This window comes from Terriglobus roseus DSM 18391 (assembly GCF_000265425.1).
GTDB classification, from domain to species: domain Bacteria; phylum Acidobacteriota; class Terriglobia; order Terriglobales; family Acidobacteriaceae; genus Terriglobus; species Terriglobus roseus.
Window position 1 is genome coordinate 1125081 of the sequence record NC_018014.1, and the last position, 23991, is coordinate 1149071.

22 protein-coding genes are annotated in these 23991 nt (G+C 62.5%); 14 read left to right on the forward strand and 8 right to left on the reverse strand.

All coding sequences use genetic code 11. The features are described from left to right. Nucleotides 1-32: 32 nt before the first annotated feature. From pgl to TERRO_RS04930, 9 genes are all read left to right on the forward strand, one after another. On the forward strand, nucleotides 33-833 hold the full coding sequence (gene pgl, locus TERRO_RS04890; RefSeq protein WP_014784889.1) for a 6-phosphogluconolactonase: 801 nt from the start codon (nucleotides 33-35) through the stop codon (nucleotides 831-833). Further along, the gene (gene glk, locus TERRO_RS04895; protein WP_014784890.1) at nucleotides 830-1876 is read left to right on the forward strand and encodes a glucokinase; all 1047 of its coding nucleotides are present in this window, start codon (nucleotides 830-832) and stop codon (nucleotides 1874-1876) included. The genes pgl and glk overlap by 4 nt, the downstream gene beginning before the upstream one ends. A gap of 322 nt (nucleotides 1877-2198) precedes the next feature. Beyond that, nucleotides 2199-3302: a GGDEF domain-containing protein gene (locus TERRO_RS04900; protein WP_157178250.1), complete on the forward strand. Its 1104-nt coding sequence runs from the start codon at nucleotides 2199-2201 to the stop codon at nucleotides 3300-3302. Nucleotides 3303-3351: 49 nt separating this feature from the next. After that, nucleotides 3352-5940, forward strand: coding sequence for a M1 family metallopeptidase (locus TERRO_RS04905; RefSeq protein ID WP_014784892.1), 2589 nt, complete (start codon nucleotides 3352-3354; stop codon nucleotides 5938-5940). A 20-nt stretch (nucleotides 5941-5960) separates the two neighbouring features. Beyond that, nucleotides 5961-7013: a hypothetical protein gene (locus TERRO_RS04910; protein ID WP_014784893.1), complete on the forward strand. Its 1053-nt coding sequence runs from the start codon at nucleotides 5961-5963 to the stop codon at nucleotides 7011-7013. A 9-nt stretch (nucleotides 7014-7022) separates the two neighbouring features. Then, on the forward strand, nucleotides 7023-8057 hold the full coding sequence (locus TERRO_RS04915) for a DUF4129 domain-containing protein (protein WP_014784894.1): 1035 nt from the start codon (nucleotides 7023-7025) through the stop codon (nucleotides 8055-8057). Next, entirely contained in the window at nucleotides 8054-9289 is a 1236-nt protein-coding gene (locus TERRO_RS04920; RefSeq protein WP_014784895.1) for a DUF4350 domain-containing protein, read from the forward strand. Before TERRO_RS04915 ends, TERRO_RS04920 begins: the two co-directional genes overlap by 4 nt. After that, nucleotides 9286-10245: an AAA family ATPase gene (locus TERRO_RS04925; RefSeq protein ID WP_014784896.1), complete on the forward strand. Its 960-nt coding sequence runs from the start codon at nucleotides 9286-9288 to the stop codon at nucleotides 10243-10245. Before TERRO_RS04920 ends, TERRO_RS04925 begins: the two co-directional genes overlap by 4 nt. Before the next feature lie 3 nt (nucleotides 10246-10248). Next, complete coding sequence (locus TERRO_RS04930; protein WP_014784897.1) at nucleotides 10249-11676, forward strand: DUF58 domain-containing protein; 1428 nt, start codon at nucleotides 10249-10251, stop codon at nucleotides 11674-11676. Here the strand turns inward: TERRO_RS04930 and TERRO_RS04935 are convergent. After that, on the reverse strand, nucleotides 11673-12659 hold the full coding sequence (locus TERRO_RS04935; protein WP_014784898.1) for a stage II sporulation protein M: 987 nt from the start codon (nucleotides 12657-12659) through the stop codon (nucleotides 11673-11675). The two genes, TERRO_RS04930 and TERRO_RS04935, sit on opposite strands and share 4 nt — an antisense overlap. A gap of 30 nt (nucleotides 12660-12689) precedes the next feature. Here TERRO_RS04935 and TERRO_RS04940 point away from each other — a divergent pair, with 30 nt between their 5' ends. Next, nucleotides 12690-13556 carry an RDD family protein gene (locus TERRO_RS04940; RefSeq protein ID WP_014784899.1) on the forward strand — a complete coding sequence of 289 codons (867 nt, stop codon included), beginning with the start codon at nucleotides 12690-12692 and terminating at the stop codon, nucleotides 13554-13556. A 13-nt stretch (nucleotides 13557-13569) separates the two neighbouring features. On the opposite strand, the gene TERRO_RS04945 is transcribed toward TERRO_RS04940, so the two are convergent. The 7 genes from TERRO_RS04945 to nadC are packed head-to-tail and all read right to left on the reverse strand — an operon-like array spanning nucleotide 13570 to nucleotide 21213. Further along, nucleotides 13570-13860, reverse strand: coding sequence for a hypothetical protein (locus TERRO_RS04945; RefSeq protein ID WP_014784900.1), 291 nt, complete (start codon nucleotides 13858-13860; stop codon nucleotides 13570-13572). A 29-nt stretch (nucleotides 13861-13889) separates the two neighbouring features. After that, nucleotides 13890-16670 (reverse strand): ComEC/Rec2 family competence protein, encoded by a 2781-nt coding sequence (locus TERRO_RS04950; RefSeq protein WP_014784901.1) that lies wholly within the window; start codon nucleotides 16668-16670, stop codon nucleotides 13890-13892. 28 nt (nucleotides 16671-16698) lie between these two features. After that, a complete protein-coding gene (rlmD, locus tag TERRO_RS04955) occupies nucleotides 16699-17910 on the reverse strand; it encodes a 23S rRNA (uracil(1939)-C(5))-methyltransferase RlmD (RefSeq protein ID WP_014784902.1) in 1212 nt (403 codons plus the stop codon). Further along, on the reverse strand, nucleotides 17907-18623 hold the full coding sequence (locus TERRO_RS04960) for a hypothetical protein (protein ID WP_014784903.1): 717 nt from the start codon (nucleotides 18621-18623) through the stop codon (nucleotides 17907-17909). The genes rlmD and TERRO_RS04960 overlap by 4 nt, the downstream gene beginning before the upstream one ends. A 21-nt stretch (nucleotides 18624-18644) precedes the next feature. Beyond that, complete coding sequence (locus TERRO_RS04965) at nucleotides 18645-19484, reverse strand: type III pantothenate kinase (protein WP_014784904.1); 840 nt, start codon at nucleotides 19482-19484, stop codon at nucleotides 18645-18647. Nucleotides 19485-19519: 35 nt separating this feature from the next. Then, nucleotides 19520-20308: a biotin--[acetyl-CoA-carboxylase] ligase gene (locus tag TERRO_RS04970; protein ID WP_014784905.1), complete on the reverse strand. Its 789-nt coding sequence runs from the start codon at nucleotides 20306-20308 to the stop codon at nucleotides 19520-19522. A gap of 8 nt (nucleotides 20309-20316) precedes the next feature. Next, nucleotides 20317-21213, reverse strand: a complete 897-nt coding sequence (gene nadC / locus TERRO_RS04975) for a carboxylating nicotinate-nucleotide diphosphorylase (protein WP_014784906.1) — start codon at nucleotides 21211-21213, stop codon at nucleotides 20317-20319. Nucleotides 21214-21317: 104 nt separating this feature from the next. Between nadC and TERRO_RS04980 the strand changes: the two genes are divergently transcribed. The 4 genes from TERRO_RS04980 to zwf all read left to right on the forward strand — a co-directional run bounded on the left by TERRO_RS04980 (nucleotide 21318) and on the right by zwf (nucleotide 23979). Then, nucleotides 21318-21728: a hypothetical protein gene (locus tag TERRO_RS04980; protein WP_014784907.1), complete on the forward strand. Its 411-nt coding sequence runs from the start codon at nucleotides 21318-21320 to the stop codon at nucleotides 21726-21728. Nucleotides 21729-21936: 208 nt separating this feature from the next. Then, nucleotides 21937-22137, forward strand: a complete 201-nt coding sequence (locus TERRO_RS04985; RefSeq protein WP_014784908.1) for a cold-shock protein — start codon at nucleotides 21937-21939, stop codon at nucleotides 22135-22137. Between the two features lie 114 nt (nucleotides 22138-22251). Then, a complete protein-coding gene (locus tag TERRO_RS23065) occupies nucleotides 22252-22428 on the forward strand; it encodes a hypothetical protein (protein WP_014784909.1) in 177 nt (58 codons plus the stop codon). A 162-nt stretch (nucleotides 22429-22590) separates the two neighbouring features. Next, nucleotides 22591-23979 (forward strand): glucose-6-phosphate dehydrogenase, encoded by a 1389-nt coding sequence (gene zwf, locus TERRO_RS04990; protein WP_014784910.1) that lies wholly within the window; start codon nucleotides 22591-22593, stop codon nucleotides 23977-23979. The last annotated feature ends 12 nt before the right edge of the window (nucleotides 23980-23991 follow it).

Genomic DNA, 23991 nt, shown 5'->3' on the forward strand with positions numbered 1-23991 from the left:
GAGTGCATCGGACTCTGAAGAGGACACACGTTATGGCTCGATCGACGATTGCCGACTATCTTGTGTACGACACGCCGGAGCGGCTGGCCCAGGCCGCTGCTGAAGTTTTTGCGAAGTATGCCGTGGATGCTGTTGCGGCACGTGGTGTGGCGCGGATTGCTATCTCAGGCGGCACTACGCCGAAGAGCATGTTCGCTCTGCTGGCGACCGAGCCCTTCCTGGGGCAGGTGCCGTGGGACAAGCTGCATCTTTATTGGGTGGATGAGCGGTGTGTTTCGCCGGAGGATGCGGATTCCAACTTCCGCATGACGTTTGAGCAGTTGCTATGCAAGGTGCCGCTGCCGGCGGAGAACGTCTACCGCATGGAAGGCGAGATGGATCCGGAGGAGGCTGCGAATCGTTACGAGGCGATTCTGCGGAATACCTTCCGGCTCGAGGGCGCGCAGGCGCCTGCGTTTGATCTGATCTTGTTGGGTATGGGCGATGACGGCCATACGGCTTCGCTGTTCCCGCACACGGATGCGATTGATGCGATGGGCCGGCTGGTGGTGGCGAACTTTGTGCCGCAGAAGGACACGTGGCGCATCACGCTGACGTGGACGGTGATCAACCAGGGCAAGCGTGTTGTGTTCCTGATTGAGGGCGGCACGAAGGCTGACCGGCTGCACGAGGTGCTGCTGGGCGACTATGACCCGGAGCGTCTGCCGGCGCAGTTGATTCGGCCGGAGAACGGTCATATTGGATTGTTGCTGGACGCTGAGGCTGCGCGCCGACTGCCGAAGGTTGGCATGGTGGACGATGCAGAGACGGGAACACTGGAGTTGACTCGATGATTCTTGCAGGTGATGTAGGCGGCACCAAGGTCGACCTGGCGCTGTATAGCTTTGACGGTGGCAAGTTGACCGTCGTCCGCACGAAGAAGTTCCCCGCCAGCGGTTATGCCAGCCTGCAGGATGTGGTCCTGGAGTTCCTGAAGGATCCGGATGTGGAGCGCAAGGTCGAGGAGCAGGTGGTCGCTGCCTGCTTTGGCTGCCCGGGACCTGTGAAGGATGGGCATCTGAAGCTGACGAATCTGCCCTGGGAGCTGGATTCGCGCGACCTGTCGAAGATCCTGGATATCGAGCACATCTTCCTGATCAACGATCTGGAAGCGAACGGGTACGGCATCGCAGAGCTTGGGCCGGAGCAGGTGTTCGAGCTGGAACCGGGTGACAAGTCGGCGATTGGCCACCGTGCGCTGGTGTCTGCGGGCACCGGCCTGGGCGAGGCGTTGCTGGTTTGGAATGCCGCTGCGCGACGGCACGTGCCATTGGCGAGTGAGGGCGGCCACGTCGACTGGGCTCCGCGGAATCCGCTGGAGATCGAGATGCTGATCTGGCTGCAGGCGAAGCTGAAGGGCCGTGTGTCCTCGGAGCGCGTGGTGAGCGGCCTTGGCCTGAAGAACATCTACGAGTTTCTGCGCGACGGCAAGAAGATGGAAGAGCCCGCGTGGCTGCGGGAGCGCCTGGAGACGGAAGATCCGAACTTCGTAATTGGGACGACGGGCGAAGACGGATCGTGCGAATTGACGGCGAAAGTGCTGGAGATGTTCACGGCTGCGTATGGCGCCGAGTGCGGCAACATGGGCTTGAAGCTGCTGGCAGCGGGCGGTGTGTATCTTGGCGGTGGTATTCCACCGAAGATTCTGAAGACGCTGAAGTCAGGGCCATTCCGCCAGGCATTCCTGGATAAGGGCCGGTTGTCGCCGCTGCTGCACACGATTCCTGTTCGGGTGATCCTGGAAGAGAAGTGTGCGCTGATTGGTGCGGCCGCGTACGCAGAGGCGCGGGCTGCAGAGCTGAGCGGCCACAGTGAGCGGGCTGCTTCGACGCCGTAGCAGAGTGTTTACAGAGTAGTCACGGTGGCCGCTTCCTTTTGGGAAGCGGCCATTTCGTTTTGCAATTAGGTGCGCGTGTCTTTCCGAAATTGGTTCGTCGATGAAATATCTTCGAAACGATATTGCACGAATTTATGCGTTCGGACAGAATTCCCAGTAAAGTCTAGACACAATACTTAAGCACCCCTGAAGCGCAACGAAAGTTTTGCCTCCCGATGGCCTTCTCCCGGTACTTACGGGCATGGGCTGTTGCGGATGGCGGAAGGTTGGACGGTAGATGCACCTCCTACATATTCAGCACGTCGTGTTCTTAGCGTTATGCATGATGCTGATATTGACCAATGCCGGGATGTACCGGGGCATTGGGGGTGTCCGTAACTTCCTGATCTACAACGCATTTCTGTTGGTTGCAGCGACTGCGGTGATGCTGCGCGGATCGATTCCGGAACCGCTGTCGATCGTCGGAGCTACGACGACGTTCTTCATTGCGTATTTCTATCTCTTGCGCGGGCTCGAGGATCTGTTCGGGATCAGCCCCTGGCAGCGGATGTTGCAGGGCGTACTGGTGCTGGCGGGATTTGCGATCGTGCTGCAGTATGGCCTGATCCATCCAAATACGAGTCAGCGGCTGGCGTGGTTCAGCCTGGTGCTGGGACTGCAGCAGTGGAATACGGCGCTGGTGATCCTGGCGCGGTCGGGCACAAAGTGGAAGATTGGCCTGCCCATGTCGGTGATGCTGCTGATGCTGGGGTTGGCGAACCTGATCCGGCTGGTGGGCGTTGGCTTTCATGGAGCGCCGTCGAACTACCTGGACAGTGGCTTTTTCCTGCAGGCGATTGTGATCACGACGACGTGCCTGCAGTGCGGGGTTATTGTTGCGTACGTGTGGATCACGATGGCGCTGCTGCGGCAGGACCTGGAGGTGCAGGCGTCGACCGATGCGCTGACCGGGACGCTGAACCGGCGGGCCGTGGAGATGGTGGCGGACCGGGAGTTGCTGCTGTCTCGCAGGAAGGGGAGCCGCCTGTCCGCGCTGGCGCTGGATCTGGACAACTTCAAGCAGATCAACGACCGGCATGGGCACCACTGCGGCGATGCTGTGCTGGTTGCCGTGGCGCAGTGTCTGCGTGGCGCTTTGCGTGAGGGCGATCAGCTGGCGCGTGTGGGTGGCGACGAGTTCCTGGCGGTGCTGCCGAAGACGAGCCTGGAGACAGCCGGGGAGATTGCGGAGCGCGTTCGGGTTGCCGTGGCCGAGCTGCAGGTGCGGTGCGGCGATGAGATGGAGAGCGTAACGGCGAGCGTGGGATTCGCGGAGTTGACGGATGACTCGGAGATTGGCTGGGACCACATGATGACGCGTTGCGACCAGGCAATGTACAGCGTGAAGCGTGCTGGTGGAAACCAGACGTTGACGAGCCCGGTCTAACCTCTGCCATTCGGCGCCTAGTCCTGGTTGACGGGCTTAGACTGTTGCCATGCGGAACCGTTTTCTTGCCCTGACTTCCCCTCTTGTTGTTGCCCTGAGTGTGTCGCCGATGCTGGCGCAGCGCCTGCCTTCGGATGTTCATCCCGAGCACTATGCGTTGCACATTACGCCGGACCTGAAGGCCGCATCCTTTACCGGGGACGAGACGATCGATGTGACGCTGGACCATCCGGCGAATGCCATCACGCTGAATGCGATCGAGCTGAAGATCACCAGTGTGAAGGCCATTGCGCAGCGTACCGGTGAAGCGCAAGCGCCGACGATGGGGCAGACCGGAACTGTTGCGTATGACGAAGGGAAGCAGCAGGCTACGTTTACCTTTGCCAATCCGCTGCCTGCGGGCAAGGTGACGCTGTCGATTGCGTATACGGGCATTCTGAATGACAAGCTGCGCGGGTTCTACCTGTCGAAGACGGCCAAGCGCAATTATGCCGTGACGCAGTTTGAATCGACGGATGCGCGACGGGCATTCCCGAGCTTTGACGAGCCGGCGATGAAGGCGACGTTCGACCTGTCGCTGACGATCGACAGGGGCGATATCGTCATTGCGAATACGAACATGCTGAGCGACAAGCCTGCGGCGAACGGGATGCACACGCAGACGTTTGCGACGACGCCGAAGATGTCGACGTACCTGCTGGCGTTCCAGGTGGGCGACTGGGTTTGTACTTCGGGTAAGGCGGATGGGACGCCGATCCGGAGCTGTTCGACGCCGGACAAGATCGCACTGACGCCGTTTGCGCTGCATGCCGCCGAGCACTTTCTGCACTACTACAACCGTTACTTTGGCGTGAAGTATGCGATGCCGAAGCTGGACATGATCGGCATCCCGGATTTTGAAGCGGGCGCCATGGAGAACTGGGGCTGCATCACCTATCGCGAGACGGCGCTGCTGGTGGATGACAAGGCACCGCTGGCTGCGAAGAAGCTGGTTGCGGTGGACGTTGCGCACGAGATGGCGCACCAGTGGTTTGGCGACCTGGTGACGATGCAGTGGTGGGACAATCTTTGGCTGAACGAGGGCTTTGCGACGTGGATGGAGTACAAGGCCGTCGATGAGTGGCAGCCGACGTGGGGTTTGCGGGAGGATGCTGCGCAGGATGTGAACCGGACGCTGAACCTGGATGCAGCGCCGCAGACGCGGGCGATCCGCAGCAAGGCCGATACTCCGGAAGAGATCGAGGAGCAGTTTGACGGCATTGCGTATGGGAAGGCCGGCGCGGTCATCGGCATGGTGGAGCACTACGTGGGGGATGCGGCGTTCCAGCGCGGGCTGCATGACTACATGCAGACGCATAAGTTTGGGAATGCGACCGCGGAGGATTTCTGGTCGTCGCAGACTGCGGCGAGCGGGAAGCCAGTGGACAAGATCATGGCGAGCTTTGTGGAGCAGCCGGGCGAGCCGCTGCTGCGCTTCACAGCGAATGGTGCGGGGAAGTATGACGTGGCACAGAGCCGCTTCTATTTGTCGCCGCCGTCGAATGTCGATCCGCAGGAGTGGACGGTGCCTGTGTGCGTGAAGGGTGCGGCGTGCCAGGTGGTGAGCGGAGCCGGGAGTGTGACGGTGCCGGCGAAGAGTTCACTGGCGAATGCGGATGAGAAGGGGTTCTATCGCAGCGATTACGATGCTGCGACATTGAAGAAGGTGATGGCTTCGGCGACGACGTTTACTGCTCCGGAGCGTATTGGGCTGGTGGGCGATCGTTATGCGCTGATGCGGTCGGGGCAGGGGACGGTGGGGTCGTACCTGGACCTGGTGGCGACGCTGCGTGCGGATGAGAATCCGATGGTGCTGGAGCAGAGCCTGGAGGGATTGGGGTCGATCCGGGATCGTCTGGCTTCGGATGCGCAGCGGGCGCAGTTGTTGAAGTGGACACGCGCGCAGTTTGGGCCGGTTTACACGGGTTTGCCGTCGGCGAAGAAGGGGGAGACACCGCTGGCTGGGGAGCGGCGTGCGGACCTGTTCCAGGTGCTGGGTGCGGCGGGCGATCCGGCGGTGGTTGCCGAGGCGAACGCGATGATGAAGCGGTACTTTGCGGGCGATCATGCGGCGGATCCGGCACTGACGGCGGCTGCGCTGAGGATTGCAGCGTCGCACGGGGATGCTGCGTTCTATGACACGGTGCAGCGTGCCGCGGAGGCGTCAAACGATCCTGTGGAGAAGAACCGGCTGCTGGTGTCGCTGGCGCAGTTCACGGATCCGGCGCTGGTGCAGCGGACGATCGATTATGCGACGAGTGGTAAGGTGCGTAACCAGGACAGCTGGATCCTGCTGTCGGTGTTGCTGGGCCGGCCGGACACGCGTGCGGTTGCGTGGGAGTACATGAAGGAGCACTGGGACAAGGTGCAGGCACAGTTGACGGTGGCGAGCGGCCAGAGGGTGGTGGCGGCGACGGGAAACTTCTGCTCGACGGAGGATCGCGCGGATGTGCAGGCGTTCTTTGCGGCGCACCCGGTTCCGGCTACCGAGCGTTCGTTGCGGGATGCGTTGGGCAACATCGATAGCTGCGTAAAGTTTCGTGCACAACAGCAGTCGGGCCTGCAACAATGGCTCACCAGCACAACGATCTCTCAGTAAGTCTGCGAGGGCACCAAGCGGTGGAACCACAGGACGCGTACCAGGGTTTTTCACCATCGGCTTACGGCGCGCCTGCGGCGTATGTGCCGCCGGCGCCGGTCGTACCGGATGCTCAGGGGCCTGCGCCACTGCTGCGGCCGCTGTCGACGGGCGAGATACTTGACCGGACGCTGGCGCTCTATCGGCGGCGGTTCTGGCTGTTTGCAGGGATTGGCGCTGTGCCGGCGGTGGTGCTGACGCTGTCGAATATCGTGCGGATGATCGTGGCCGCTTATAAGCATCTGCCGACGACGTTCTCGCCTGGCACCGCGCCAAATGCGGTGGCGAACGCGATGGGCACGATGATGCTGCTGCAGGTTTACTTTCTGCCGGCGACGTTGTTGTTCCTGGTGGCGTATGCGATCTCGCATGCGGCTACTGCGGATGCCGTGGGTTTGATGACGCGCGGATTGACGCCTTCCATTGCGGAGTCGTACCGGCATGTGCAGGGCCGATGGCTGCGGTGGAGTGGCATTGCGCTTCGGCAGATCTGGAGTGCCGTGTGGCCGGTCACGATTGGTGCTGTGATTCTGCTGGTGAGCATCGGTGTTCTGGCACGCCGCGGAAACACACTGCTGACGGGAATCGCGGGGCTGGTTGGATCGTTACTGATGATTGCCGGTAGTGTCTTCGGCATCCTGAATTTTCTGCGCAATGCGCTGGCTACGCCTGCGGGTGTGAGCGAAGACATGGGCGTGAACGCTGCGATGCGGCGATCAAAGCAACTGGCTGCGGGACGCAAGGGCCGCATCTTTTTGGCGCTGCTGCTGGTGTATGTGTTGCAGATGGTCGCGGGCGGCATCCAGATCCCGTTTGTGTTGATGGCTTCCACGACGCGCGGCGCGCAGCATGTGTTGCTGCTGGCGATTGAGCTTGTCGTTGGGTTCGTCGCTACGATGCTGGTGACGCCAGTGGCTTCGATTGCGCTGTACCTGATCTATGTGGATGAGCGCGTGCGTCGCGAGGGGTATGACATTGAGGTGCTGATGGAGCGCAGCCTCGTTCCCGTGGCGAGCGACGTTCTTGAGGTCTGAGCTGACTGCATGCGGATTCTGACGGCGGCGGGCCGTACCACTGCAGTTGTGCTGATGCTGGTCGCTGCTTTGGGAGTGGCGCGGGCGCAGCCGCAAATGCCGGCGATGGTGCCGCGCGCCGGACTGCCGCCGCTGCGGGATGTTTCCGCGACACAATATCGAGAGCACCTGGATCGTCTGCGGCGATTGGTCGCGGATTGCGGACGTCTTATCACGGCATGCGATGCGGCTGCGGTTGGCGATGACGATCGCGTTGCCACGCCTGATGGCACCAAGGTGGTGGAGCGGTTTGGCTGGTTGCGGAGTTTGCTGGATGACAGCAACGATCCGACGCACCAGTTGCGGGCAGAGCTGTTGCCGCGTGCGGGCGAGCGGCTGGTAGAGCAGCAGGCAGAGATGGATGCGTTGCCGAAGGCTGCTGCGCTGGCGGCGGAGCAGCGACGCGCACGCGATGGAGTGCTGGCACGTAAGGAGTTCCGAACGGCCGAGGCGGAGTACTCGCTGACGGAGCGGATTGGTGCGTGGATCTCGCGACAGATCTCAAAGTTGTTTGGTGGTGTGTCGAAGCTGGGCCGCATGGCTCCGTGGCTGGGTACGGCGTTGCAGTGGGGCACGCTGATGCTTGCGTTGTCGCTGCTGGTGTTGTGGGTGCTTCGCGCGCTGGACCGGCAACGGATTGCGCTGGGCAGGCTGGGTGGTGATGCTGCTCGCGCGCAGGCCGATGCGGAGTCGCGGGCATGGGCGAATCTTGCGCGGACGCATGCTTCAAAGGCGGAGTGGCGCGATGCGGTGCACTGTCTTTACTGGGCTTCGATTGTTGCGCTGGAGGATCGGCGGACGCTGCGTCGCAGTGGCACGCGGACACCGCGCGAGGCACTGCAGTTGATCGATCCTGCATCGCACCTGCGTGAGCCGCTGCGTGCGCAGACCGGTGCGTTTGAGCGGATCTGGTATGGGCAGCAGGCTGCGGCTGAGTCGGACTACAACGAGGCTTTGGAGCACTATAGCGTGCTGCATCCTGCAGGCAGGGAGGCGCGGGCTTGAGCGGCAATGCGGATCGCCGGATTGTGCTGTGGCTGCTGGCGGCGGTGGTCGTTGTCGTGGGGTTGACGGCGTTCGTTGCTCCGGTGACGCATGACGACGATCCCAAGCCGACGACGTATAACTCGGGCACGCATGGAGCGAAGGGCGCGTATCTGCTGCTGGGTGATCTTGGCTATGAGGTTTCGCGATCGGATGTTGCGGCTGCGGCGGCTCTCGATGAAGCGGATGCTCCGCACACCACGTACATTCTGGCTGAGCCGCGTGGGCCATCGGAGAGTGAACAGAAGCTGCAGTATGGCGCGGTCGAGCGCTTTCTGCAGCGCGGTGGACGTGTGCTGGCGACGGGATTTCGCGGTGCTTACTTTCTGCCGGGCGGACGCACGGGAGCGGCGACACAGTTCCTAGGTGAGCTTTGTACGACGGTGCCCGAGGGCGCCGGTGTGCTGGCGCAGGTGGGTTCTGTTTCCACGTATGACGCGACGCCGTGGAACGCGCCGGAGCCAGCGGTGCGCGTGGATCAGCGGTGTGGCAGCGATGCGGTGGTGGTGCATCGGCCGTATGCGAATGGCGGCGAGATGGTGTGGTGGAGTTCGGCCGAGGCGCTGACGAATCGCGGCATTGCGCAGGACAACAGTCTGCGGCTGCTGTTGCTTTCGGTAGGTCCTGCGAAGGGTGCGGGCGCGCGGCGTGTAATCTTCGACGAGTTCTATCACGGGGAGCAGGCTTCGGCGGTGGACTACCTGAAGGGCCTGCCGCTGCGTTCGCTGGCGGTGCAGGTTGGCCTGGTGGTGGTGTTGCTGCTGTTCAGCTATAGCCGCCGCAGCGGGCCCATTCGCGAGCCGTTAGTTGTGCCTCGGACTTCGCCGATTGAGTTTGCGCGAAATATGGGCGCTCTGTACGAGCGGGCTGGTGTGACGGAACCCGCGACGGAGGCTGCGCGCAGGCGGCTGGTGCAGTTTTTAGTGAGCGGCTGCGGACTGACACAGGCTGCCGCGACTGCGGATGCGCATGCCGTTGCGACGAGCGTGGGCGATCGGTTTGGGATTGATCCGCAGCCTTTGCAGAAGGTGCTGGAGCGGGCGGATGCAGCGCGGTATGACAAGCTGCGTCCGCGGGATGCGCTGGTACTGGTGCAGGCGGTGGATCGCGAGATTGTGCGTCTTCGTGCGGCATTGCCCGCGAGCGCAAATCATTCATTCGGTAAGTTAACCAATCAAGTGGAGACGACGTGACAAACGAGACGAGCCCATCACTGGAACTATTCCGCAGCGGACGCGCCGAGCTGGGGAAGGTTCTGGCTGGACAGCAGGAGTTGGTGGAACAGGCGTTGTTGACACTGCTGTGCGGTGGCCATGCGCTGATTGAAGGTGTGCCGGGTGTGGCGAAGACACTGGCGGTTAAGACGCTGGCGCGTTTCCTTGCGCTGGACTTCCGTCGTGTGCAGGGAACGCCGGATACGATGCCTGCGGACATTCTGGGAACGAATGTCTTCTCGCCGAAGACAGGTGAGTTTTCGTTGCATCGCGGGCCTGTGTTCACGCAGTTCCTGCTGGCTGACGAGGTGAACCGTATGCCGCCGCGTACGCAGGCCGCGCTGCTGGAGAGTATGGAAGAGCGGCAGGTGACGCTGGATGGCGACACGCATGTGCTGGACGCCTATTTCACGGTCTTTGCGACGCAGAACCCGCTGGAGTTTGAGGGTACGTATCCGCTGCCGGAGGCTCAGCTCGATCGCTTTTTGATGAAGATTCGCGTGGACTATCCTGCGGCTGCGGATGAGCGCACGGTGCTGGAGCGGCATCATCGCATCACGGCAGGTCATCGTCTTGAGGACATGGAGATTGCCGCGGTGGATGCGGGGCTGCTGCAGGCTGCGCGGGCGGAGGTTCGTGCAGTGCAGGTAGAGCCTGCATTGTTCGACTATCTGCTGGCGGTGGTGCGGCGTACGCGTGAGTGGCCGGCGCTGTCGCTGGGTGCGTCGCCCCGTGCGGCGGCGATGCTGCTGCTGGTGGCGAAGGCATATGCCGCTCGCGATGGACGGACGTTCCTGCTGCCGGATGATGTGAAGGCTGCGGCGCCGCCGACATTGCGGCATCGTCTGTTGTTGAAGCCCGAGGCGGAGCTTGAGGGCTTCAGCACAGACCGCGTTGTGGCGGACATCCTGGCAGCGGTGCCGTTGCCGAAGTAGGCCATGCAGACGCTGATTCCATCACCGGTAACGCACGAGGCGCGGCCCAAGGGCAGACGCCTGGGACGTGCGTTGGGGTTTGGCCTGACGCCACGCGCGCTGCTATTGCTGGCGGCGGCGTTGCTGCTGGCGGCGCCGTCGTTCGTGCATGGGAAGACGCCGTGGCTGATGTTCGGTGTGGATGCGGTGTTGCTGTTGGCGATGCTGGCGGATGCGATGATGCTGCCAGCGCCGGACCGGTTCGTGTTTACGCGAACGTTTGTGCATGCGCCCGAGCTTGGGCTGCCTGCGGAGATCGAGATCCGAGCAGTGAAGTCTGCGGCGGGGTTGCATACGCTGCTGCTGACGGATGAGCTGCATGCATCGATGCTTGCTCCGAAGTGGCCCGTGCGAGGGTTGGCTTATCCGATTGAGCCTACGGTTGTTCACTATGTTGCGACGCCGTCGACGCGTGGGGATGTTGCGCTGGGCAAGCTGTACGTTCGCTATCGCAGCGTGCTTGGGCTGGCTGAGCGATGGGCTGTTGCGGACCTGCGGCAGACGGTGCGCGTGTACGCGGCGGGTGAGGGCGCGAGCGAGCAGGCGGACCTGTTTCTAATGCGTGCGCGGCAGATCGAGCTGGAGAAGCGGCGGCTGCGGCGCATTGGGTTGGGGCGCGAGTTTGAGACGATGCGTGATTACCAGACGGGCGACGAGATGCGGAACATCTCGTGGACGGCGACGGCGCGGCACAACCGGCTGATCACGCAGCAGTTCACGACGGAGCGGTCGCAGCAGGTTTGGATTGTGATCGATGCGGGGCGGCTGTCGCGCACGGCGTTTGAGTTGCGACATGCATCGGTTGAGGGAGATGCGCCGGAGCGGGTGGTGACGCAGTTGGATCAGGCGGCTTCCGCTGCGGGGCAGCTGGCGCGCGTGGTGGCGCAGTCGGGCGATCGGTATGCGTTGCTGGCATATGGGCGAGGAATTCAGCAGCAGTTGTTACCGGGCTCGGGTGCGCTGCATCTGCGGCGGATGATCGATGCGTTGTCGCAGGTGCGGAGCGAGCGTGCTGAGGCGGACCACATGCTGGCTTCGGCTCGGCTGCGGCAGCTGCAGCGTCGGCGCGGGCTGGTGCTGTGGGTGACGGAGATGACGGAGTCCGCAGGGCGGCCGGAGATTGTGGCGGCCGTTGTCGGACTGGTGAAGCGGCACCTGGTGGTGCTGGTGTTGCTGCAGCATCCGGAGCTGGAGGCGCTGGCGGGCGATGCGCCTGCGGACGCTCGTGGGATGTATGCTGCGGCGGCTGCCCAGGAGATGCTGGAGCGGCGTCGCATCACGATTGCGCAGTTGCGTGCGGGTGGCGTGCTGGTGGTGGAGACGAGTGCGGCGGGTGTGGCGGCGGACACGATCTCAAAGTACCTGGAGATCAAGGCGCAGGGACGGCTCTAGGCGGGTTCTGCGATGGCCTCTTGTGCTCCATCGTTCGTCGAACGGCCACCTTCGCTGAGCCAGTAGCCGAGGCATGTGAGCAGGAGCGCGCAGACGGAGAACTTCACCGCTCGCGGTGCGGAGGTTGGCGACAGAAAGGCTTCGAGGATGCCTGCGACGAAGAGCATGGGGATGGTTCCGGCGAGCAGGCGGACGGCTTCACTGCCGGCCTGAGCGAGGGCGTTGCGACGCGAGAGTGAGCCGGGAAAGAGCAGGCCGCTGGCGATGCGAAGGCCTGCGCCGCCGGCGATGAAGATGCTTGGCAGCTCGAGTGCGCCGTGTGCGGCGACGAAGCTCCACAGGTCAAGCGCCATGCCGTGCTGTTTGCACGCGGTGGCGATGATGCCGACGCTCATGCCGTTCCAGAAGAGCATGAAGATGGTGGGGATGCCTGCGACGACCCCACCGGCGAAGACCATGAAGGTGACGGTGATGTTGTTCGTCATGATGGCGCTGGATTCCTGCGGCTTGGCGCTGACGACGCTCTTGGTCCACATCTCATGGCGCTCGATGGTGGCGACCATCTCCGGACCGAGCGTGGCGCGCATGAACTGCGGGCGTGCGATGGATTCCAGCGTGCCGAGCAGGGCGCCGAGCAGACAGAGGGCAAGCGAGGCGGCAACGTAGGGCCAGAGGCGGCGGAAGAGCCGCGGGTAGTCGACGGAGAGGAAGCGCCAGACGCTGAGCATGCTGGTGCGCTGGCCGCTGTAGACGTGATTGTGGGCGCGGGCTACGAGACGGTTGAGGTGGTCGGCGAGCGGCTGGGCGGTGCGGTCGGCGCGGACGGCGGTGAGGTCGGCGGCGGCGCGGCGATAGAGCAGGCCGAAGTCACGGAGTTCGTGCGCGGGCAGGGTTTTCAGGCCGCGGGTTTCCACGTCGCGGGTGAGCGTGTCGAGCCGCTCCCAGTCCGAACGTCGCGCTGCGATCCAGCCGTTGGAGACCATACACTGGATGCTACCGGAGACTTTCGTCACGTGAACAGCCAGCAGTGGGGAAGCGAGTTTTCTGTGCCTTCTGAGAGTGTGGAAGAGCACGGTATTGAGACGCCCGAACAGGTAGAGCTGCGGTTTCCGCTGGCCGGGCTGGGCAGCCGGTTCCTAGCGAATGCGCTGGACCTGGTGATCCTGCTGATGGTGAACTTTGTGTTCGTCATCGTTGTCCTTGTGGTGCTTGGCGCGGTGTCGAAGACCGGTGCGCTGAACCACATGTCTTCGACGGCGACGAAATGGTTCGTGGCTTTTGTGATCCTGTTTTATTTCGTTCAGTACTGGGGATACTTTGCGCTGTTCGAGGCCTTCCGCAATGGGCAGACGCCGGGCAAGAGTGCGTTAAAGATTCGCGTGATCAAGGACAGTGGGCGACAGATTACGTTCTTTGAGGCGCTGGCGCGCAATCTGCTTCGCGTGGTGGATTATTTCCCAGGCATGTATCTTGTGGGCGTCATCTCGATCCTTGCGACAAAGCAGAACAAGCGGCTGGGCGACCTGGTGGCGGACACGATTGTGGTGCATGAGCGTGCGGAAGAGTTCACCGGGTATCTTGCGCTGCCGGTCAGTCGTACCTTTACGTCGAGTTTGTATGCAGCGCCTGTCGTGCCCGCTCCGGTAGCGAGTGGCATTGCTGCGGATCGGATGGCGCGGTTGTCGGCCGATGATCTGCATGTGATCGACAGTTTTCTGGCGCGGGCGCTGGCGTTGCCGACGGAGCGTCGCGCGATGCTTGGTTCGCGACTGCTGGATGGTCTTTGCGCGAAGATGGGTGTGCCGGTGCCGATAGAGGTTCCGCCGGAGCGGACGCTTGAGGCGATCTCGTATGCGCTGCGGGGCCAGGATATTCGTTAGTTAATATACCTATCTATTGGAGTCGAAAGCGCTCGAGCATCAGGCGTTGGAAGCGCGGCTTCCAGATGAGATCGTAGGCGAGCTCTTTGCCGGGGAACATGCTGAGAGCGGCTTCGCGGCTGTCGGCGATCATCTGCGAGGCTTCTTCGATGGTCATTGAGGCGTCCTGCGCGATGACCTGCATGGTCATGTTCATCATCATCTGAAGACGACGTAAGAGTTTGCGCTCTTCTGCAATGCGTGCGGTCTCGGCCGGCTCGGGCTGCGGGTTTTGGGCTGCTTCCGAGCGTTGGGGTTCGGTCATGGGGGACCCTCCTTTGCTGAGGCAAGGTGCTAGGGATTAGACGCTAGAACGTGAGTTGCGATGCTGCCGTCAGCGCTGAGGAGGTATTGCACAGCGCCCATGTCGTCGGTGCGGGCGGTGTGGACGCCGGCGGCTTGCAGACGTTGCAGGACGGGCATGCGGGGGTGGCCGAAGCGGTTGCCGAGACCACAGGAGATGATGGCTGCGGTTGGATGCAGCGCGGCGATGATCTCTGCGGAGGTGGAGGTGTTGCTGCCGTGGTGGCCGATCTTCAGCAGCGTTACGGGGGAGAGGCGGGCGGCGACCATGGCGGTTTCGGAGGGGTGTTCGGCGTCGCCCTCGGAGAGGATGGAGGCCTTGCCGTAGTCGATGCGCAGGACGAGGGAGTCGTCGTTCGTCGGTGTCTTTTTCGGGGCGTAGGTGGCGGATGGACTGAGTATTTGGAGGCGTGTGCCGCCCCAGTTGTCTGTGTCGCCCGCGTGAAGGTGGCGCACGGTGATCTTTCGTCGTGCCGCTTCCCGCAGCAGGGCCTGCAGTGCGGGTGAATCGGCGTCGACGCTTAGCCATAGTTCGTGCGGTTGGAAGTTGCGCAGGACGGCGAGCATGCCGCCGATGTGGTCGCTGTGTGCGTGGGTGAGGACGAGGGTGTCGAGGTGGCGGAGGCCGCGCGACCAGAGGTAGGGCGAGACGACTTCTTCGCCGATGTTGAACGCGTTTTCGTCGGTCGGCGCGGCCGATCCGTTTGGGCCGCCTGCATCGATGAGCATGGTGCCTGCTGTGGGCGAGACGACGAGGAGTGAGTCGCCCTGGCCAACGTCGATTGCAGTGAATTCCAGGCGGTCGCGATGCAGGCTGGCGGCGCGTGGGTAAAGGACGAGCAGGAGGCCGAATGGGAGCAGAGCGAGGGCGGCTCGGCCGGCGATGGGTGCGGCCCGGTGCAGGAGATAGACTGCGCCGCACCAGAGGAAGAAGGCGAGCAGCGAGAGGCTGATGGTGGGCGCGGGTGTGCGGATGTCGGCACCGTGCAGGCTGCTGAGTGTGCCGATAATGAAGGCAACCGTGTGAAGTAACAGGGCCGTGACCGCTGCGGGCATCACCGCCACGATTGGATGCAGCAGTGATGCGAGGAAGGTAGCGATGGCACAGAACATCAGGACGCCGACCATGGGGAGCGCGAACAGGTTGGCGGGTGCAGCGAAGGGTGTGACGCGGTGGAAGTAGAGGGCCATGGGGAGGGCCATGACGATCTCTGCGATGAGGGTGATGAGCAGAAGCTCGCAGAGCGTTAGTATGCCGCGCACCAGTGTTGAGGGCATGCGTTGGAGCCATGTGGTGCGCGTGCGCGGCAGGCCGCGTGGTGCGATGGAGCGACCGATCCAACGGAAGGTTACGCGCATCTGTGCGAGGCGCGGTTGGATGTGAGGATCGTCGCGCACGAGGGCGATGTTGCGGAGTGCTCGTGCGAGGGGCACGATGGTGCGTTCGCCGATGGGAATGGCGATGCCTGCGATGGCGATGATGGCAAGCACTGTCATCTGAAAGCCAGCTTCCGCGAGTGCGTCAGGACGTAACGCGAGCATGGCGAAGATGGCCGCGCCGAGCGCATTGAGAGCGTTGCGTTGACGGCCCATGAGTCGAACGAGAAGGTAGACGGATGACATCAGCAGCGCACGCTGTACGGGCTGGCCGAAGCCTGTGAGGCAGGCGTAAAGGGTAGCCGTGGTGATGGCGATGAATGCAGCGAGCCATCGTGGCACACGCATGCGCTGGAGCAATGCGAAGAGGCCAGCCAAGAGCAGTGTGACGTGCATGCCTGCGACGACGAAGAGGTGGAAGGATCCGGTGCGTTCGAAGGCGGTGCGGACGCTGCGTTGCAGGAAGGTGCGGTCACCGAAGAGCATGGCCGCGAGCATTCCCGTGTCCGTTGCTGTGAGGCGCATGGCTCGTGGCAGATGGGCTAACGCAGGGCTTTGCGCCAGTTGGGAGAGGCGCGTGGAGGACCATCGCTGGGCGGCTGCGAAGTAGCAGCTTGCGGGTACCTTTGTTCGGTTGAGGATGTGGAGCGTGGAGGGATCGATGGAGCTTTCGGTGGTGATGCCGCGTGCCGTCAGTGCGTCCGCGTAAGACCACACGCCGGGGTCGACGTAGCGGTGGGGAGCGTGCAGGCGGACGGTTGTGCGGATGGTGGCACCGCAGGGAATGTCGATGGTGGCATGACCTTCGCGTGGCAGCAGTGTGAGGATGGCGCCGCCGTGGATGGGTGTCATGCGGGAGAGATCGGGCGAGACGTCCTCGATGGCGAGCGCCTGGACTTCGAGCACTTCGGTCGCCTGTTGCGTGGCGTCGCGTTGGCTCTCTTCTTCGGTGTGTGCGTCCGTCGTTGGCAGATCGGATCGGAGAGGGCGTGGTGGCAGGTGGCGAACGGCGACGACGCGGGCTTCCATGGTGCGTTGCAGTTCGTCGGCGTAGCGCAGCAGCGATGTGTCCTGCACGTTTGGTTGCAGCACTGCGGCGGTCCATCCAAGCGCGATCCAGAGGGTGCCGGTGGTGAACCATGCGAGGCGCGGAGCGCGTGTGCGTGCGATGCACGCGAGGCACAACAGGGCGCAGCAGACGAGGATCATCTGTGCGGGAGGCTGCCACCAATGCCGGCATAGGATGCCTGTGGCGAAGCAGGCCGCGAGCAGCAGCATGGGGGTGTTGCGGATGCGAAGCGGAGTGACGTGTGAGAAGCGCGAGGGGTGCGCGAGGACCTCAGGCAGCAGGATGCTGTGTGCGCCGCGGTCTGCTGCAGTTGCGCGCGATCTCATCCGTCAAAGCCTCCGCAGCGCGGAGCCGTCAGCGACGGAAGACCGCGATGGTCTCAGTGTGGAAGGTCTGGGGAAAAAGGTCCAGCAGATGCAGTGTTGTCAGTGTGTAGCCGGATTCTATCAGCGACCTTGCGTCGCGCGCGAAGGTTCCTGCGTCGCAGGAGACGTAGACGATTTCGCGTGCGCCGGTGCGTGAGAGAGCGTTGACGGTGGGCGCGCCGAGGCCGGCGCGTGGCGGGTCGAGTACGACCAGGTCAGGCGTTTGCGCGAGGCGTGAGGCTTGCTTCTGCAGGAAGTCGAGTGTGGTGCTGCGGCGGGCGCTGTGTTGCGGGCCGCATGCGCTCAGATGTGCTGCAAGATCGGTCGCTGCAGGTTCGCCGATTTCGACTGCGATGACCTGATCAAATCGTTCGGTCAGCGGCACTGAGAAGAGGCCTGCGCCTGCGAAGAGATCGAGGGCGAGCGTGCCGCCGCGATCGCCGAGCACGAGCTCGACCATGGCGGATGTCAGGAAGCGGTTGACCTGAAAGAAGGCGTTGCGCGTGATGTTATAGTCGCGACCGTCTACGGGATAGGTAAGTTGCTGTGAGCCCCAGCGGGCGATCTCGACGCGGACGCTCTCCTGCACGCGACGTGTCTGCGAGGCCTGCGGTGCGCCGGCCACGGAGAGACCGGCACCGACGAGTTGCGGATGCTCTGCCTGCAGAGTTTCGCAGAGGGAACGAAGGTCACGCGGTGCGTCGCGATCGACGGTGTTCACCGTTGCATCGAGCTGGAGTGAGAGCTGCACGCTTGTTTGATTGGCGTCGCAGAAGAGTTCGATGGTGCTGGTCTCTGCAGGCCAGCGTGTTGCGCCACTACGCACGAGATCGCGAGCGGTCATGGCCATCTGCAAAAGCAATGGCGATGCGATGGGGCACTCTGCGATGGGCAGGAAGTCGTTGCTGGCGCGGCGGCTGTAGCCGATGTCTGGACCCTGCACGCGCATGCGAATGCGGTTGCGATAGTGCCATGGTTCCGCAGCGTGGGCCTGGATTTCAGGAAGAGTGGTGATGCCTGCTCGCCGAAGAACGTCGATGAGCGTTGCCCTCTTGGCGGCGAGTTGCGATGGCTGCGGCAGATGTTGCAACTGGCAGCCGCCGCACTCGCCGAAGTGACGGCAGAGCGGCTCTACGCGCTCGGTGATGGCATCGGTGATGGTGGCGAGGATGCTCTCGGGCGAGCTGTGTGTGGGCTTCATCCCAGGCTCATGTAGAAAAGGCTCAGGCGTGGCAGGCCGCGCGCTTCCATCAGACGTTTGTGGAGGAACTGCTCTGTGACCTGCTTTAGTTGCACTGCGCCCATTTTGCCGCGATAGGGCGCGAGTTCGCGTGTGGCCTGTGCTCGCAGGACGGCTGTTTCTTCTTCGGTTGCTCCCAGGGTCAGCGCGGCGAACATGCGTTCTTCGAGCGCGGTGAGTGTGCCTTCGAGAGCTTCGTTGTCGAGCGGTTGTTGAAGCTTCGCTTCGGTCGCGAGGCCGCGCAGGCGCTGGGCGATGGTGCGAATGGCTTCGCCCGAGGCATCCGGAAGCTGAGCGGCTTCGAGCGCGTCTGCATTTGCGTTGAGATAGGCGGCGATGCGGGCGGCTTCGAAGCCGCTGTCCTGCGGTTCCTTTGCGGATGGTTTGGCACCGCCGATGGCTGCTTCCAGCATGGCTTCGGTGGCTTCCATGACGGACTGCGCGACCCATGCGAGGCCGTTGACCCGGCGCAGGCGACCACCTGCTTTTTGTGCGCGCGCGTCGTATTTGTCGAAGGCATCGTCAATGCCGCGGAGTACGGCTTCGAGCGGTATGCCGGCCTCTCGCCATGTTTCGATGAGGGCCCAGTCGAGGGTACTGAGCAGGAGGATGCTGCCGCGGCGCGCCTGGAAGCGCGTCTCGATTTCCGTGAAGTAATTGAAGTAGTTCTGCACTGCTGGCGCCTTCTTGCTGGGTTACTCGGCGCGTTGCGCGTTGTTTTGGACTGCGGATTGTGCGCGTCGGCGCACTCGATCGAGGTTGCGCTCGTAGATGAGGCGGACGCCGTCGAGTGTCAGGTTTTCGTCCACATGCTTGATGGTGCGTGAGCTTTCGGCCAGCAGCTTTGCGAAGCCGCCGGTGGCGATGACCTTTGTCTCAGGGCCAAGCTCCGCGATCATGCGTTCACAGATACCGTCGATGAGGCCGACGTAGCCGTAGAAGAGGCCGATCTGGATGTTGTCGACGGTGCCGGTGCCGATGACCTTGAGCGGCTTGCGGATGTTGACGCGGCTGAGGCGTGCGGCGGAGTTGAAGAGCGCATCGGCACTGATGCCGATGCCGGGTGCAATGGCTCCGCCAAGGAATTCGCCGCGAGCCGAGATGACGTCGAAGGTAGTGGCTGTGCCGAGGTCCACGACGATGGTGGGGCCGCCGTAACGCTCGAAGGCTGCGACGCAGTTGACGATGCGGTCCGCGCCAACTTCTGCGGGATTGTCCGTGAGGACGGGCAGGCCGGTCTTGACGCCGGGCTCGACGAAGAGCGGCTTGATGCCGAAGAGTTTTTCGATGGCGTCTCGAAAGAGCGAATCGATGGGTGGCACCACGGAGGAGATGGCGACGCCGGTGACGGTGTTGATGTCGACGCCATCCATGGTGAACATGCCGCGAATGATCATGCGGAGCTCATCCAGCGTGCGTTGGACGGGGGTTGCCATGCGCCAGCGGTGGATCTGAACGGCGGGTGCATCGGGGGTGGCGGAGCGGTAGAACCCCATGACGGTATTGGTGTTGCCTACATCGATCGCCAGCAGCAATGGGCGCTCCTCTGCTTGTCGTCGGTTGTTTTGATCTACAACTCGCGAACGCCGCCGTGCCGTACTGCGCGTGTCTGTTGGTCGTCGCACTGGACGAGCAAAAGACCGTCAGCGGTGAGCCCAGCGGTTGTGCCAGTATAGCCTTCGGCTTCGGCGACGTGGACCCGTTTGCCGCGCACCCAGGTGCTGCGCTGCTCGAAGCGATCGTAGAGTGTGGCGTCGCGTTGCTGCAGTTCTGCGTGGAGCGCGCGAAGCAGTTCGATGGCGAGATCTTCCCGCGAAATGATATGGCCCCAGGCGCGTCGCAAGGAGGTTGCGGTCGATGCGAGATCGGCGGGGAAGTCGGACTGGTTGAGGTTGATACCGATGCCGATGGCGGCGTGGCGCAGGGAGCCGTCGGGAGCGAGCGAGGACTCGGTGAGGATGCCGCCGCACTTTTTGCTGGGTCCGCCGTCACCGGGGATGACGAGGTCGTTGGGCCACCGGAGATCGATGCTGTTGCCGGTGACACGGTGGATGGCGTCGGAGGCGGCGATGCCGGTTGCGAGCGAGAGTTTGAGGGCCTCATTGCCTTTGATCTCGGGGCGGACGAGGACAGTGAGGTAGAGGCCGCGATCGGGTTCGGAATGCCAGGTGTGGCCGCCTCGGCCGCGGCCTGCTGTCTGCTCGTCGGCGATATAGACCTGGCCGGATTCGGCGCCGGCCTGTGCGTCGGTGAGGGCCCGGGTGTTGGTGCTATCGATCACGGGGAAGTGGTGCAGCTTGCCGTGAAAGATGGTGCTGCGCAGAGCGGCATCCACGCGAGCGGTGTCGAAGGTGTTCATCGGTTGGATCAGTAGACGTCTGCCGTGATGCGCATGCTGAGGTCGACGGCGACGGAGGAGCGGGTGAGCGCGCCTACGGAGAGGAAGTCGACACCGGTCTCGGCGTATTCGCGTGCGGTTTCGAGGGAGAGATGCTCGGCGACTTCCAGAAGGACCTTGGGAGCTTCTGCGCGCACGGTCTCGACGACGTCTGCGACTTCCTTCGGTGACATGCCGACGAGGAGGAGCACGTCTGCGCCGGCCTTGATGGCAGCACCGATGTCGTCCGGGTTGGTGACTTCCACTTCGATCTTCTGGCCGGGCTTGCGGCCCTTGGCTGCGAGTGCGACGGCTGCGGCGACGCCGCCGGCAAGGGCGAGGTGGCTCTGCTTCAGCATGATGCCGTCCTGAAGATCAAGGCGGTGGTTTTGGCCGCCGCCGCAGGAGACGGCGTATTTGTCGAGCAGGCGCAGGCCGGGAACGGTTTTGCGCGTGTCGAGGACCTTGGCGCGTGTGCCCCTGGTCTGCTTGACGAAGTCGTTGGTCAGGGTAGCGATGCCGCTCATACGCTGCATCAGGTTCAGGATCACGCGTTCGCAGGAGAGGATGGCTGCGGCGGAGTGGCGGATGACGGCGACGGTCTGGCCCTTGCGGACGCGGACGCCGTCGAAGATCTCCGGGTGGCTGATGACCTCGTAGCGGCCCGGGCCCTTGTGGCCGGAGCGCGTCTGCATGGCGCTGAAGGCGTCGAATACGGCGCAGATCACGCCGAGTCCGCAGATGACGCAGTCTTCGCGCACCAGAATGGTTGCGGAGGCGCGTAGTGCGGGGTCAATCGTGAGCGCCGTTGTGACGTCGCTGGTCGCCTTGTCTTCTGCGAGTGCGGCTTCCATCACCGCGGCGATTTTTCTGCTCTTCCAATCCATCGTTTGCCAGTCCCGTTCACAATCCTATGCGCGCAAGGCGCATCCTACGAGAAACGTGCACGGCGAGCAAAAGCGCCGCATGTTGTTTCCACAGCGAGCCCAAGATGACTCCGTTTCCCCTTGATGTCCCATTGATGCACCAGGCTGCGGTATTGCTGCTTCTTGCGATTCCGATTGCCTGCATGAGCTGGACGGTAACGCACGAAGAGGTATTTCGCGAGCCGCGGGAATTCTGCAAGGATCAGAGCCAGAAGCCTGGCTTTCTGGCGCGCCGTAAGTTCTTTTACCTGTTCACTTGCGAGTACTGCTTCAGTCATTATGTGACGGCGCTGGTGTTGTTCTTTGCGCGCTACCAGTTGTTGTACGCCGGCTGGCGCGGGTATGTTCTGGCGGAGTTTGCGCTGGTGTACACGGCGAATATGTACATGAGCCTGTACAACCGGCTGAAACTCGATATCAAGCATGAGAATGTGGCGATTGCCGTGGAACAGCAGCAGGTGGGTGGGTCGAAGTAGCGGGTGGTGGCAGGGCCGGACGGGGTGGTCGAAAGAAAGTAAGCAATCTGCAAATAAAGTTCTTTGCTATTTGTCGATACCTGGAGTAGGGTAGTACTTGATCGTAGAACTCCGATCTGGTTTGTATTGCTTGGTCCGCCTGTACTCGCAAGACTCTACCAACGTGTTCGGCGGTACAACAAGCTCTTCTGAGCACAAGGAATACAAAATGGAACAGGGTACAGTGAAGTGGTTCAACGATGCTAAGGGTTTTGGTTTTCTGAGCCGCGCCAATGGTGAGGACGTATTCGTCCACCACACCGCGATCCAGAGCAATGGTTTCCGTTCGCTTCAGGAAGGTCAGAACGTGACCTTCAATGTCGTCAAGGGACCCAAGGGCTGGCAGGCTGAGAACGTCACCGCTGCGTAAGTGACGCTCTCTTCGTGAGAGTTTTGAGAAGAGGCGGCCTTCGGGCCGCCTCTTCTCGTTTGCGCTTGCCGATTTCTCGTTGCGATCCCACTGAACTCTTGAGAGTATGGCTCCATGACGAGCCCACTGCACTCCCGTTTCCGGATGATTGTTGCCATGCTTTGTGGCATCGGCTGCCTGATGGCAGCTGCGTTTCGTCTGCAGACTCCGTTGGCGCAGACAGCGGTTGTGCTCTTCGGGGTGTGCTGGTTTCTGCAGGCCTACTGGATTGGCGTGAAGGTCCGGGGATAAGAGGCCCACTCTGCCTGTCATCACGATTTAGCGGCGAAAGCCCCGCTGCGCTTTGCGCGAATACCGCTAGCTAGTCACCCTATGCCGAGAGTCCACGCGTCTGTGTTCGGAACCGTGCATCCTATAGCTTCACGCGTTCTTCGAGACACCACTGGAGGTGGCATGGCTTTACCGCATTCGGATGCACTGGTTTTTTACGGCGCGACGGGAGACCTGGCATACAAGAAGATCTTTCCGGCGCTGCAGGCAATGGTGCGGCGCGGCTCGCTGAATGTACCGGTAATTGGTGTGGCGAAGGCTGGTTGGGGTTTGGACCAACTGAAAGAACGCGCCCGGAAGAGCCTGGAAGAGCATGGTGGCGTCGACGATGCGGCCTGGGAGAAGCTGAGCGGCCTTCTGCGGTACGTCGACGGCGACTACGCGGACGATGCGACCTTCACCGCGGTGCGGGAGCAGCTTGGCGGAGCTAAGGCGCCCGCGCATTACCTGGCGATTCCGCCTTCCATGTTCGAGACGGTGGTGACGAAGCTGGCGGGCAGTGGCTGTTCGGACGGCGCTCGTCTGATCGTGGAGAAGCCGTTTGGACACGACCTGGCTTCGGCGCGGAAGCTGAATGCGATTCTGCTGCATGAGTTCGATGAGCAATGTATCTTTCGCATCGATCACTACCTGGCGAAGGGGCCCGTGTACAACATGGTGTCGTTCCGGTTTGCGAACAGCTTCCTGGAGCCGATCTGGAACAAGTACTTCGTTGAGAGCGTGCAGGTCACGATGGCGGAGAGCTTTGGTATTCAGGGCCGCGGTGCTTTCTATGACCAGACGGGCACGATACGGGATGTGATCCAGAACCATATCTTCCAGGTGATCTGCAATCTTGCGATGGAAGAACCTGCAAATCGCGACAGCGAATCGATACGGAACGAGAAGATCAAGGTGCTTCGGTCGATTCCGGAGATCAAGGCGGACGATGTTGTGCGCGGCCAGTTCACCGGGTATCACGAGGAAAAGGGCGTTGCGCCGGACTCGAAGGTGGAGACCTTTGCTGCGGTGCGGCTCTTCGTGGACAACTGGCGTTGGAGCGGCGTGCCGTTCTATATCCGCTCTGGGAAGAACCTGCCGGTCACATGCACGGAGGTGATCGTGCGTCTGCGCCGTCCGCCGGTAACTGCGTTTAACGTCGGCACGGGCCCGCAGAATTACATTCGTATGCGGATCAGTCCGGAGATGACGATTGCACTGGCGGTGAGCATCGCCGGGTCCACGAACCATGATCCGCGCAAGGAAGTGGAGATGGTGGCGACGCGGCACCCGGAGGCGCAGGAGATGGAAGCGTACGAGCGTGTGCTGACGGATGCGATGTCCGGCGACTCGACGCTGTTTGCGCGCCAGGATTATGTTGAGGAGGCGTGGAGGATCGTGGATCCGCTGCTTCGCAGCCTGCCTCCGGTGCGTCCGTATGAGCCTCACACGTGGGGTCCTGAGAACACCAAGATTGTGCCGCCGGGTGGCTGGGAAGAGCCGAAGCCGGAGACTGCCGACGATTTCGAGTAATCGGCGTCCGGA